We start from the raw sequence: 12,824 nt of genomic DNA on the forward strand, positions 1-12,824 counted from the left end.
ATACAATGACTACGACTATGAACGTTGTCTTCACAGGTGGCGGTACAGCCGGCCACGTTTCTCCGATGCTCGCGATGGCTGACGCCCTGCTTCATCGTTACCAAGACACTGAAGTTGAGGTAGATGTCTTAATGGTCGGCACCGCAGAAGGAATGGAAGCCACTCTCATCCCAGATGCAGGCTATGAGTTTTCATCTGTCGATAAAGTGCCAATGCCCCGCAAGGTTTCGACAGATTTATTGAAGGTTCCATTTCGGCTCCGAAAAGCTATTAAGCAGGCACGGAAACTTCTCCGTGACCATGAAACCCAAGTCGTGGTGGGTGTGGGTGGATATGCTTCGACACCGGTGTATTTGGCCGCTCGTGCTGAAAAAGTCCCCGTCATCGTGCACGAAGGTAACGTACGACCCGGGCTGGCAAATAAACTCGGGGCTCGTTTCGCTAGCGTGGTCGCTTGTGCATTTGAAGGCACCGAGTTACCCGGCGCTATCCACGTTGGAATGCCCATGCGGACGGATATTACGGACCTTCCAATGGGCCCCACCATGCAGGCACAGGCCCGACAATCACTCGGACTGGATCCTGACAAAACAACCCTCGTGGTCACAGGCGGCTCATCAGGAGCCTTGAATTTGAATAGCGCAGTTGGTGGGGCGTTGGATGACCTCCTGGCTACCGACGCGCAAATACTGCATTTGACTGGACGCGACAAGGCCGTAACCGATACCTCAGGTGCCGTCGTCAACAAGGAAGGGTATGTGCAAGTTGAATATATTGACGGTCTTGCTCGCGTGTATCAATCAGCAGATCTGATTGTAGCTCGCGCAGGTGCCGGGACTGTCCATGAATTAGCGGCCATCGGTCTTCCCTCGGTTTTAGTCCCACTGCCAATCGGTAACGGAGAACAGGAGCTAAACGCGGCCGGCCTCAAAGAATCCGGGGCCGCTGTGGTGGTTGCTGATGAAGATTTCACATCCCAATGGGTGGCCACAAGGTTGCCCAATCTTCTGCTCGACCAGCCCCGTCTTGAGTACATGGCTCAGACTGCCAAAAATCTAGGCATTAACGATGCCGCAGAAACCATGGCCACTATTATTTCCGAAACGAAAGTCGCACGATGACCCACCACGACACCCCTCGTTTGCAAGACATTCGGCATGCCCATTTTCTCGGTATCGGAGGAGTTGGCGTATCCGGTGTCGCACGTATATTGCTCGCCCGTGGCATTACTGTGACCGGAACTGATGCCAAAGACTTGCCAGTTATGCAGCAACTCCGTGATCGTGGCGCTACCATCTACGTGGGCTATGACGCGGAGAACTTTCACCGGGCACAAGAACAATCCAACAGCTCCATCGACGTTGTTATTGCCTCCACTGTGGCTAATGCTGATAACCCGGAGCGGCAGGCGGCCGAAGCTGCCGGGGTGCCGATTTACCACCGTTCTGAAGGCCTTGCCGCGGCGATGGATGGCAAGAAGGTCCTTACGGTTGCCGGTACGCATGGAAAAACGACGACGTCATCAATGGCCGCAGTCGCGTTTAACCATGTCGGTGCACAACCTTCGTTCGCGGTAGGGGCTGCCATTGCTAATCTTGGGACCAATGCGGAGCATGGAGCAGGTGACTGGTTTATTGCAGAAGCCGATGAATCCGATGGTTCGCTTTTGAACTACATCCCAAATATTTCAATTATCACAAATATTGAAGCAGATCACCTCGACTACTATGGCACCGAAGCAGCCGTCCATCAAGTGTTTGCCGATTTTGCAACGCAGATCAAACCAGATGGGGCTCTTGTTGTTTGCGTGAACGACGAGGGCGCAGCTTCCTTGGCACAACGTCACCGCGACGGAGAAACTGCACAGAACCCAAGAGCGAAAGTATATACCTATGGGCTCGCTCCGAGTATGGACCCGAAAGAGGCTACCAACACATACGCGCCTGCGCTGGACCTAGCCATCACCGATATCCAACCGGATGTGACCGGTTCTGGCCAACAAGTCACCTATCAGTTCAGCGACGGAAGCTCTGAAACCGTTGCATTAGCGACTCCTGGCACACATAATGCCCTCAATGCGGCCGGTGTGCTCTTAGCATCCGTGTTGGCAGGTATACCGGCAGCAGATGCAGCCGCAGGTTTGGCATCATTTACCGGATCAGCCAGACGTTTCGAACACCACGGCACAGTGAACGACATTCGCGTCTACGATGACTATGCTCACCACCCCACGGAAGTTCACGCCGCGATCACCGCAGCCAACACGATGGCTGCTGGAAATAAGGTCCACGTAGTTTTTCAGCCACACCTATTTTCCCGGACGCAAGACTTTGCCCAAGAATTCGCTGCAGCCCTCTCACTGGCGTCAACTGTGCGTGTGCTGGATATTTACCGTGCTCGAGAAACACCCATCGAGGGCGTGAGCGCCGAACTTATCACATCCCAACTGGCACAAGAACTCACCACTCGATATCCTCAAGCAACGCAAGTGGCCAGCAGGGAAGCTGCCGTGAAATCGGTCGTGCAAGTTGCCACACCGGGAGACATTATCTTGACCCTGGGTGCCGGTGATGTAAATCAGCTTATTGAAGCCATTCTTGCCGGTCTCAACCAAACCAATAGCTAGCGCTCATGTCGAAAAACCCTCCCAACGATCCACAAAATAGCTCGCAAGATGCTGACAAAGTCGCTCAGAAGTTTCCCGGTTTGGCAGCTAAAAAACCGGCAAAATCTATTTCAGTAGAGCGACCCGTCCACGTTGATGAAAAAACGGTGACGGAAACGGGGATACCTCAGACAGAAGACAAAGCCGCAATGCCTAAGAGCGTCTTAGAGGAAAGTCCGCAGGCAGACACCGGCAAACAGGATGAAACAGTCTTGGAACTGCCACCCAGTCCTGAGCAACGCAAAGCTAAACGTCGTCGAACCATAGGGATTAGCGTCCTTGCAACCCTGGCGCTCCTTGGAGGCGGATGGGCGGTATTGTTCTTCTCTCCGATTCTGGCCATTGAAGATATCGAGCATGAAGGACTCGATCTGGTGACAGAATCCCAGGCAACCGAACGCACGACACAGCTCGAAGGGAAGCCGTTACCCCAAGTGGGGGAACGCGGTGTGAACGAACTCTTTGAAGATATTCCGGCTGTCAAAGACGTGGCGTTGCGCGCAGAACCACCTCATGGGCTCGTGGTCAATATCCATGAGCATCGACCTATTGCTATGGGACCGCGGGGCAAAGAATATGTTGTGTTCTCTAAAGACGGCACAGAACTGGCCGAAATCACATCGAAAAAAGCCCAAGAATTTGACCTTCCAGTGGTTGCGTCTGCAGCAGATGTAGCCGACGAAGATGTATTCAACACCATCACGGAAGTACTGGGCTCGCTGCCAGACGATCTGCGCGAGCAAGTACGGGCAGCTTCAGGATCTTCGATAGACTCAATTGAACTCGAGCTGACGTCTGGCAAAATGGTCATGTGGGGCAACAACGAAGAGGCCGAAAAGAAGGCCCAAGTTCTCGAAGCATTGCTTGGTCTCGAAGACGATGAAGCGGCTGAAATTTCAGAATATGATGTCTCTGCACCAGACTTTCCGGTCACTCGGTGACTTCATTCGCTTTTTATCTGGTGATCGGGCCGACACACGGTCAACGGTCATTGCCCAGCCGTTGGTGTGGGCATATTGTGTGCTAGAGAAGTAAACTTGGACGCAGCTTGAACTCCGTCCCACAAACGAACGCAGAATAGGGATCATATCGTGAGCTCACCCCAGAACTACCTGGCCGTCATCAAAGTTGTCGGTGTCGGCGGCGGCGGCGTGAACGCTGTTAACCGAATGATCGATGTCGGATTGCGCGGTGTTGAGTTCATTGCTATTAACACCGACGCCCAGGCACTACTCATGTCGTCTGCAGAAGTAAAACTCGACGTCGGCCGTGATCTAACCCGCGGTCTCGGTGCAGGTGCCGATCCAGAGGTTGGCCGTCAAGCCGCTGAGGATCATGTCGAAGAGATCGAAGCAGCGCTTAAAGGTGCTGACATGGTGTTCGTAACAGCAGGCGAAGGTGGCGGAACCGGAACCGGTGCTGCCCCCGTCGTGGCTCGTGTTGCACGGTCGCTCGGTGCCCTAACCATCGGTGTGGTCACGCGACCGTTTACCTTCGAAGGTCGTCGTAGAGCAACGAACGCTGAGACAGGTATCGACACTCTGCGTGACGAAGTCGATACGTTGATTGTTATTCCGAACGACCGACTGCTCTCGATTTCTGATCGATCTATTTCGATCATGGAAGCCTTCGAAGAAGCGGATAAGGTGCTCTTATCCGGTGTGCAAGGCATTACAGACCTCATTACCACTGCAGGGCTTATTAACCTCGACTTTGCAGACGTCAAGTCAGTTATGCAAGGTGCCGGTTCAGCTTTGATGGGACTTGGCGCGGCACAGGGTGAGAACCGAGCGGTAGAGGCAACTGAAGCAGCGATTGCTTCACCACTTCTAGAAGCCTCGATCGACGGTGCTCACGGGGTGCTCCTGTCAATTCAGGGCGGCACAGACATGGGGCTCTTCGAGATTAACGAGGCCGCCCGCATGGTACAAGAAGTTGCTCACCCAGAAGCCAACATTATTTTCGGTGCGGTCATTTCCGACAATCTCGGTGACGAAGTGCGTGTAACTGTTATCGCCGCCGGTTTCGACGATCCTGTTAATGCGTCACAAAATGCAGGAACGTCACAAGTAGCTGCACCAGTTGCACCAGTGGCCTCGATCAGCCCGGTGAGTGCACCGGAACCAAATATTCCTGAAGAGGCATCAGAGGACACCGAGGAAGCAACGGAAGATAAGCCAGAGCAAAACCGGGTCGAACCGTTGCCGACCGTTGTAGAGACATCAAATAAGGGTAATGACGACCTGGATGTGCCTGATTTCCTCAAGTAAGCTGCTGGTCCACCAGCACAGCACCGACTCCGGACACAATGTTGGATTCACATCTGTGGACGCCGGAAATATGTCGCTCACAGTGCTGGAACAGCATCATACCGCTGAAGATACGAGGAATAACCGTCGAGCTCTCGAATCAGCTCTGGGTATTGATCCAGGGACAACAAGGTTTGTTTCTCAGACTCATTCAGCGATTGTGCAATCCTCCGGGGATAGAGGATGGGGACAGGTCGACACCCTAGGTGAAGGCGATGCAATCATCTCGGAAGACGGCAGGGATCCCATCGCCATCTTGGTGGCCGATTGTCTGCCGATTGCTTTCACCACGAACTATGGACCGACTGCCATTGCGCACGCGGGTCGGGTGGGGTTGTTAGACGGCATCATTCAAAATACGGTCCGGTACCTCCGTTCCTTGGACACTCAAGGAGCCGGGACGATCTCGGCCACCATTGGTCCCGGTATTTGCGGCAAGTGTTACGAAGTCCCCGAGCATATGCGTGACCAGGCTGCCCAAGATCACCCGGCCATATTTTCACAGACGACGTGGGGAAGTGCTGCTCTAGATCTCCCCGCAGCGGCTGAGGCCATCCTGCAGGAGCAAGACGTCGAGGTGCGGCATGTGAACGAATGCACCTTCACAAATGAACGACTCTTTTCTCACCGACGTGCTCCAGGAATTGGCCGTCTGGCCGGAGTCGTGTTGCCGACACATAAAGCTTAGGAATGCTGCACGACACACCAACGATAGAGACGCATTTCCCTGGTTTTAGACCAGTTGTCTACTAAGGTCGAAGGTGTCCTAGGACATTCAAGGAGTTGAGGTGCGCATGGTTAGCGGATTAAGAAAAGCCATGATCCGTATGGGTCTGGCTGATAGTGATGAAGCATATGAGCAAGAGCTTATAGAAGAAGAACGTAAAGCAAGTCAGGCACCAGCCGAACCTGCCCCGAAGCCAGAGGTGCGCGAGGCAGCCGCTGAGCCGACACAACCCGTGGAAACACCGCAGGCAGGTCCACGTGCGGTTCCAGACCAAGACGATGACTACCGGGCACCGGTTACACCTATCAAACGTGTAGTCCAGTCCCGAGAGGAAAGCGCTGAAGTGCATAAACTGCGTACCATCCACCCGCGGTCCTATAATGACGCGAAACTCATCGGGGAAGCAATCCGCTCCGGGATTCCCGTCATCATAAACGTCACCGACATGTCGGAAGCAGAAGCGAAACGACTAGTGGACTTTTCAGCGGGTCTTGCCTTTGGTCTCCACGGAGCGATCGAGCGCGTAACGAATAAAGTGTTCCTGCTGACTCCGACCAACGTCGAAAACGTCATTGACGGGCATTCGGCTACCGCCCACGACGAAGATTTTTTCGACCAGGCGTAACTCGAACCGCAAAGCCACACTGAATCAAGGATATTGAGGACTCGTGCAAATAGTTTGGACCACGCTGTATCTGGTTGCGACCATTTACTTTTTCATCCTCGTGGTACGCGTCCTATATTCACTAGTCAACTCCTTTGCGCGCGACTGGCGACCACGTGGAATAAACCTCATCATTGCCGAGCTGGTAATGACAATAACTGATCCGCCACTACGCTTCTTCCGTCGGTTTATTCCACCGTTGCGCATAGGACAAGTGTCATTGGATCTATCATTTATCGTTGTGTTCTTCATCGTCATGATCATCCGCTTCGTGGCGTTACAGGCCGCAGCAAGCTGACCAACTAAAGTGATATTCTTGAAATTTTAGGATATTTCGTCATTATGGCGGCGTGGACTACTCGTTTACCAAGCCACGGTGATAATGTAATCCTCAGATGAATAAGTAGACTAGAGTTCCGACTTGAACTACTGATGAGAAAACTCAAGTTTTCTGAATATGTACATGACCAAGTAATTGGGGTGACCACATGGCTCTCACGCCGGAAGTTGTAGTCAATAAGAAGTTCCAAGTCACGAAATTTCGTGAAGGCTACGATCAAGACGAAGTAGACGATTTTCTCGACGAGATCGTTGAGGAACTGCGCCGTCTAAATCAAGAAAATGACGATCTACGGCGTCAGGTGACTGAGCTTGAAGCTCAAACCGGTGAAGAAGCACCAGTCCCGGCCCCTGTTCCTGCTGGCGACGGAGAAGACTCCACAACCACCTCGGCAGCAGACCTTCCTGTTGTTGAGCCAGAACAGGAAACTGAAACCGAAGCTCCTGCGACAGTAGAAGCAGAGCCTGAGCAGGTTCAGCAGCCAACCGCAACAGCGGCTGCTCCTGTTTCGTCCGGTCACGAAGATACCGCAGAGTCCGCAGCCGGCGTTTTGGCCATGGCGCAGCGCCTGCACGACGAATATGTCTCCGACGGTGAGCGTAAACGCGACGAGATCGTCTCTGAAGCAGAGCGCGAAGCAAACCGTCTCGTTACCGAGGCACAAGAAACTTCACGTAAAACCTTGGCTGACTTTGAAGAGCGCAAGACTGTGCTGGAACGCGAAGTCGAAGAACTCCGTGGTTTCGAACGCGACTACCGTTCACGGTTGCGTTCATTCATCGAAAACCAACTACAGGATCTGGACTCACAAGCTCGAGTCACAGACTAGTCTGGTACCCCGAGACGACTTCCGGGAGTTCTCCACCACGATTGATGGTCGGCTATTTTCAGAAAATAGCCGACCATCTTCATGTACAACAACTTTTACTCATAAGGAGCCAGCGTGGCCCGAGATGAACAACAGGCACCGCAGCGAGCGTGGTGGATCGCGCTGATCCCCCTGGTTGTCGCTTATGTAGCCGACCTCTGGTCGAAGGAAGCCGTGCTTGCCAATATGCAAGAAGGCGACCGCATAGCGGTGTTGGAACCTATCCTTACCTGGCACTTCATACGAAACCCCGGGGCTGCCTTTTCGATAGGCACTGAATACACCTGGTTGTTCACAATCATCCAAGCTGTAGGCCTCATTATCGTGCTCTACCTGATTGTGCGTAAAGCACGGACGCTCCCGTGGCTCCTAACCCTTGGTGCACTCGGCGGAGGCATCGCTGGCAATCTCACAGATCGACTTTTCAGAGAGCCTGGTTTCGGTACCGGGCACGTAATTGATTTTATAGCTGTCCCGAATTTTGCGATCTTCAATATCGCGGATTCGTTCATTGTCGTCTCCATCATCGTGGTTGTCCTACTGGTGATGATGGGTAAAACCATGGATGGTCGCCCAGAGGATAGCAACGACGCTGAACATGCCAAACGCTGAACCCAACACTCAGATTTTCGAAGCCACGAAGGCCGTACGGGCTGATGCGGCAGTGGCGCGAGCAGTGGATATCTCGCGCACCAAAGCAGCTGAGTGGATTCAGCGAGGGCTAGTGCGAGTGGGGGACCGGTTAGCCGTAAAATCTACCAAGCTTCGTCCCGGCGATATTGTAGTTGTGACGCTGCCTGATGATCCCAATCCGTTAGAGGTGAAAGCTGAAGCCGTGCAAGATCTCAACGTGATAGCTGATGAAGAAGACTACGTCGTAATCGATAAACCCGTCGGTGTGGCGGCGCACCCATCACAGGGATGGCGCGGCCCAACAGTTGTGGGCGGTTTAGCAGCCTTGGGAATTGGTATCTCCACGTCTGGACCACCCGAACGCAAAGGAATAGTTCAACGGTTAGACGTTGGCACTTCGGGGCTCATGGTGGTCGCCAAAACCGAAATTGCCTATAGTCGCTTGAAGGCTGCCTTTCGCGACCGCACCCCCCAGCGTAATTACCACGCCCTCATTCAGGGTCTCCCGGATCCTGTCGATGGAACCATCAACGCTCCAATTGATCGTCACCCGGGCTATGAGTGGCGTTTCGCTGTAGTAGAGGGTGGTCGGGAAGCAATTACGAAGTACGCCACCATTGAAGCTTTTGGGCCAGCCACGCTCGTTGACGTGCAACTACATACGGGTCGGACGCATCAGATTCGGGTCCATTTTTCCGCGCTCCAACATCCACTAGCTGGTGACCTAACTTACGGCGCTGATGCGGACCTTGCTGCTGATCTAGGACTTACGCGCCAATGGTTACACGCTGTTGGTCTTGGCTTTCAACATCCAGTCACTGGTCAGCATGTGAGTTACACCTCTGAGTATCCAGTCGACCTGTCATACGCGTTGGATCGTTTGCGATACTAGGGCTAGACTGACTGACGCTATTCAAAATCTTATCTGGAGGTCGACAGTTTCATGGCCCGTGGATCTAGCGCACAGCGCGATGGTTTCGTACACCTTCACACCCACACCGAATATTCAATGTTGGATGGGGCGGCGAAACTTGATGATCTCTTTGCCGAAGCGAGTCGACTAGGGCAAGAAGCCCTCGCCATTACAGACCATGGCTACCTCTTTGGTGCCTTTGATTTTTGGAATAAGGCACAGCAACATGGCATCAAACCCATCATCGGGCTAGAAGCCTATCTTGCCCCTGGACAGCAGCACCGCACGGATAAGACGAGAACTCGCTGGGGTGACCCAGACCAGCGTTCAGATGATGTCTCAGGTGGCGGTGCTTACACGCACATGACGTTGTTGTCTAAGAACAATACTGGAATGCACAACTTGTTCCGGATGGGATCGCACGCGTCGTTGGACGCGGTCTATGCTAAGTGGCCGCGTATCGACCGCGAGCTGCTCAATGATTACTCCGAGGGGATCATTGGTACTACGGGCTGTCCTTCTGGAGAAGTGCAAATTCGCTTGCGTCTTGGCCAATATCAGGAGGCATTGGACGCTGCTGCTGAATTTCGCGACATCTTCGGCAAAGAGAATTTTTACGTCGAAATCATGCAGCACGGTCTCGACTTAGAACGGCGCGTCTTCGGCGACCTTATTCAGATCTCGAAAGACCTAAACTTACCGCTGGTCTCGACCAACGACTTGCACTATACATACCAGCACGATGCTAAACACCATGAAGCCCTCTTGGCGCTGCAGTCTGGTTCCAAACTCAGTGAACCAACCTATGATGAAGGTGGCTCACGCTTCGCGTTTAGCGGTAATGACTTCTACTTGAAATCCGCGGCAGAAATGCGGGCATTGTTCTCAGAATTCCCAGAAGCAGCAGATAATACGTTGCTCATCGCAGAACAGTGTGAGGTGAGCTTCGATACCGAAGCGAACTATATGCCGCGTTTCCCGACCCCGCCCGGAGAAGACGAAACTAGCTGGCTGATCAAGGAAGTCAACAGGGGTCTCCACCTGAGGTACCCCAATGGGATTCCGACGCACGTGCAAAAACAGGCAGACTACGAACTTGATGTCATCATCAATATGGGTTTCCCTGGATACTTCCTCGTCGTTGCTGACTTCATTAACTGGGCAAAGGAACAAGGTATACGTGTCGGCCCCGGTCGTGGTTCCGGTGCCGGCTCCATGGTGGCCTATGCTCTGCGCATCACCGAATTAGACCCGCTTGAGCACGGTCTAATTTTTGAACGGTTCTTGAACCCTGACCGTGTTTCGATGCCGGACTTCGACGTGGACTTTGACGATCGCCGCCGTGGCGAAGTCATCGACTATGTCACCGAAAAATACGGTGACGAACGTGTGGCCATGATCGTCACATATGGAACCATTAAGACGAAACAAGCGCTCAAAGACTCCGCGCGAGTCATGGGTAAACCATTTTCCATGGGTGAGCTTCTCACCAAGGCGTTGCCCCCGGCCGTCATGGCAAAAGATATCCCATTGAGCGATATTGAGGATCCTGAGGCTCCTCGTTACTCAGAGGCAGGGGAGTTTCGCGAACTGCTGCAAGCAGAGCCCGAAACCCAAGAGGTATTCGAAACCGCCAAAGGTATCGAAGGCCTGATCCGCCAGTGGGGGGTTCACGCCGCCGGTGTGATTATGTCCTCCGATCCCATTATCGATGTCATTCCACTGATGCGACGGCTGGTTGACCGACAGGTCATTACCCAGTTCGATTATCCAACAGCTGAAGCTCTCGGACTGATCAAGATGGATTTCTTGGGGTTGCGTAACCTTACAGTGATTTCTGATGCGGTCGAAAACGTCGAGCTCAACCGCAATTTCACTCTGGACCTTGAATCACTTCAACTGGATGACAAAGCGTCGTACGAATTGCTGGCGCGAGGCGATACCCTCGGGGTCTTTCAGCTGGACGGCGGGCCGATGCGTTCGCTGCTGAAACTTATGCGACCCGACAACTATGAGGATATTTCCGCAACTCTAGCGCTATATCGACCCGGTCCAATGGGCGCCAACTCGCACAACAACTATGCGCTGCGTAAAAACGGACTGCAAGAAGTCACACCAATTCACCCTGAACTAGAAGAGCCGCTGAGGGAGATTCTCGGTGTCACGTACGGCCTGATTGTCTATCAGGAACAGGTTATGTCCATCGCACAAAAGGTGGCCGGATATTCGCTTGGACAAGCGGATATTCTGCGTCGTGCCATGGGTAAGAAAAAGAAATCCGAACTGGATAAACAGTATGTCAGTTTTCAACAGGGCATGTTGGGTAACGGGTATTCACAAGAAGCGATAACAGCCTTGTGGGATATCCTCCTGCCGTTCTCGGATTATGCGTTCAACAAGGCACACTCGGCAGCTTATGGGCTGGTCTCCTACTGGACCGCCTATCTGAAAGCCCACTATCCGGCAGAATACATGGCTGCCCTACTCACGTCGGTGTCCCATGATAAAGACAAGCTCGCGCTGTATCTAAACGAATGTCGACGCATGAACATCACCGTTCTGCCACCGGATATCAACGAATCAACGCAGAACTTTACACCCGTGGGGGAGGACATTCGCTTCGGCATGGGTGCTGTTCGAAACGTTGGTGCACACGTGGTGGCCGGTATGGTCAAAGCTCGCGAGGAACAGGGAGCTTTCACCTCGTTTCAAGACTTCTTCAAGAAGGTTCCGCAGGAAGTATGCAGTAAACGCACCGTTGAATCCATGATCAAAGCTGGTGGCTTTGACTCACTCGAGTACAGTCGCCGCGCCTTGCTTGCTGTTCACGAGGAAGCCGTTGATTCCTCTGTGGTGCAGAAGCGACAGGAAGCCAATAATCAGTTCGACTTCTTCTCATTATTAGAAGAGGACGACAACACCATTGATACCGGATTCGGCGTCACCGTACCGGATCTCCCCGAATGGGATAAGAAAACAAAGTTGGCTTTCGAACGTGAAATGATCGGACTCTATGTCTCTGATCACCCGCTGCAAGGACTCGAACAGGTCATAGAGCAGCACGCTGATCACACCGTGAGTCAAATTTTGGATGACGAAGGTCCGGCAGATGGGTCGTTTGTGACGATCTCGGGGTTGATCACTTCCCTGGAACGTCGCGTCGCGAAAACTTCTGGTAATCCTTATGCTCGTGCTGAAGTCGAAGACCTCGGAGCTTCTATCGACGTGATGTTCTTCGGCAGGGTCTATGAACCAATTTCCAGCGTCATCGCAGAAGACCTTGTGGTTTCGATTAAAGGTCGAGTCCAGCGACGTGATGATGGTTCAGTCGTGATCTCTGCTCAAGAGATGACAATTATTGATACCACGGATATGGGAGCTGGTGGCCCGTTGAATCTCACGATTCCATCTTTCAAAGCCACCGAACCACTCATCCGACAGCTAGGCGATGTGTTGCAAGCGCACTCTGGCACCACGGACGTGAATATCAAACTCGTTGGCAACCTGACGATGGAAATTATGCGGGTGGGTCCACAATATAAGGTCGCGCCGAACCCGGCGCTTTTTGGGGACTTGAAGGTACTGCTAGGACCGGCCTGCTTGGAGTAGCGCCAGCTCATCATGTGTCGTACGCCTCCTGAGACGAGTAGGCGTCACTATATGTAGTAGTAGTGTGGGTTGAATTGCAACTATATGTAGGACTAC

The 12,824-nt window shown here is 53.0% G+C and carries 11 protein-coding genes; all 11 read left to right on the forward strand.

From position 1 onward, the window contains the following. The first annotated feature begins 5 nt into the window (after window positions 1–5). Window positions 6–1,121 carry an undecaprenyldiphospho-muramoylpentapeptide beta-N-acetylglucosaminyltransferase gene (gene murG, locus G583_RS0107840; RefSeq protein WP_029629386.1) on the forward strand — a complete coding sequence of 372 codons (1,116 nt, stop codon included), beginning with the start codon at window positions 6–8 and terminating at the stop codon, window positions 1,119–1,121. Next, window positions 1,118–2,626 carry a UDP-N-acetylmuramate--L-alanine ligase gene (gene murC / locus G583_RS0107845; protein ID WP_022870631.1) on the forward strand — a complete coding sequence of 503 codons (1,509 nt, stop codon included), beginning with the start codon at window positions 1,118–1,120 and terminating at the stop codon, window positions 2,624–2,626. Before murG ends, murC begins: the two co-directional genes overlap by 4 nt. A gap of 5 nt (window positions 2,627–2,631) precedes the next feature. Continuing rightward, the gene (locus G583_RS0107850) at window positions 2,632–3,606 is read left to right on the forward strand and encodes a cell division protein FtsQ/DivIB (protein WP_022870632.1); all 975 of its coding nucleotides are present in this window, start codon (window positions 2,632–2,634) and stop codon (window positions 3,604–3,606) included. A 150-nt stretch (window positions 3,607–3,756) separates the two neighbouring features. Then, window positions 3,757–4,935, forward strand: coding sequence for a cell division protein FtsZ (gene ftsZ, locus G583_RS0107855; RefSeq protein ID WP_022870633.1), 1,179 nt, complete (start codon window positions 3,757–3,759; stop codon window positions 4,933–4,935). Between the two features lie 70 nt (window positions 4,936–5,005). Then, window positions 5,006–5,662: a laccase domain-containing protein gene (locus G583_RS0107860; RefSeq protein WP_245540604.1), complete on the forward strand. Its 657-nt coding sequence runs from the start codon at window positions 5,006–5,008 to the stop codon at window positions 5,660–5,662. A 106-nt stretch (window positions 5,663–5,768) separates the two neighbouring features. Beyond that, window positions 5,769–6,326: a cell division protein SepF gene (locus G583_RS0107865; protein WP_029629388.1), complete on the forward strand. Its 558-nt coding sequence runs from the start codon at window positions 5,769–5,771 to the stop codon at window positions 6,324–6,326. Between the two features lie 43 nt (window positions 6,327–6,369). Next, window positions 6,370–6,663, forward strand: a complete 294-nt coding sequence (locus G583_RS0107870; protein WP_022870636.1) for a YggT family protein — start codon at window positions 6,370–6,372, stop codon at window positions 6,661–6,663. A gap of 190 nt (window positions 6,664–6,853) precedes the next feature. Then, window positions 6,854–7,534 carry a DivIVA domain-containing protein gene (locus tag G583_RS0107875; protein WP_022870637.1) on the forward strand — a complete coding sequence of 227 codons (681 nt, stop codon included), beginning with the start codon at window positions 6,854–6,856 and terminating at the stop codon, window positions 7,532–7,534. A 114-nt stretch (window positions 7,535–7,648) separates the two neighbouring features. Beyond that, the gene (gene lspA / locus G583_RS15055) at window positions 7,649–8,185 is read left to right on the forward strand and encodes a signal peptidase II (protein WP_022870638.1); all 537 of its coding nucleotides are present in this window, start codon (window positions 7,649–7,651) and stop codon (window positions 8,183–8,185) included. Further along, window positions 8,172–9,098: an RluA family pseudouridine synthase gene (locus G583_RS0107885; protein WP_022870639.1), complete on the forward strand. Its 927-nt coding sequence runs from the start codon at window positions 8,172–8,174 to the stop codon at window positions 9,096–9,098. The genes lspA and G583_RS0107885 overlap by 14 nt, the downstream gene beginning before the upstream one ends. A gap of 51 nt (window positions 9,099–9,149) precedes the next feature. Beyond that, window positions 9,150–12,728 (forward strand): DNA polymerase III subunit alpha, encoded by a 3,579-nt coding sequence (gene dnaE / locus G583_RS0107890; RefSeq protein ID WP_022870640.1) that lies wholly within the window; start codon window positions 9,150–9,152, stop codon window positions 12,726–12,728. Window positions 12,729–12,824: the final 96 nt, after the last annotated feature.

Source organism: Yaniella halotolerans DSM 15476, from assembly GCF_000420805.1.
Taxonomy (GTDB): Bacteria; Actinomycetota; Actinomycetes; order Actinomycetales; family Micrococcaceae; genus Yaniella; species Yaniella halotolerans.

Excerpts from the sequence above, each read along its gene's own strand:
- murG (WP_029629386.1), top strand. The coding sequence starts at position 6 with ATGACTACGACTATGAACGTTGTCTTCACAGGTGGCGGTACAGCCGGC.
- murC (WP_022870631.1), top strand. The coding sequence starts at position 1,118 with ATGACCCACCACGACACCCCTCGTTTGCAAGACATTCGGCATGCCCAT.
- G583_RS0107850 (WP_022870632.1), top strand. The coding sequence starts at position 2,632 with ATGTCGAAAAACCCTCCCAACGATCCACAAAATAGCTCGCAAGATGCT.
- G583_RS0107860 (WP_245540604.1), top strand. The coding sequence starts at position 5,006 with ATGTCGCTCACAGTGCTGGAACAGCATCATACCGCTGAAGATACGAGG.
- G583_RS0107865 (WP_029629388.1), top strand. The coding sequence starts at position 5,769 with ATGGTTAGCGGATTAAGAAAAGCCATGATCCGTATGGGTCTGGCTGAT.
- G583_RS0107875 (WP_022870637.1), top strand. The coding sequence starts at position 6,854 with ATGGCTCTCACGCCGGAAGTTGTAGTCAATAAGAAGTTCCAAGTCACG.
- G583_RS0107885 (WP_022870639.1), top strand. The coding sequence starts at position 8,172 with ATGCCAAACGCTGAACCCAACACTCAGATTTTCGAAGCCACGAAGGCC.
- dnaE (WP_022870640.1), top strand. The coding sequence starts at position 9,150 with ATGGCCCGTGGATCTAGCGCACAGCGCGATGGTTTCGTACACCTTCAC.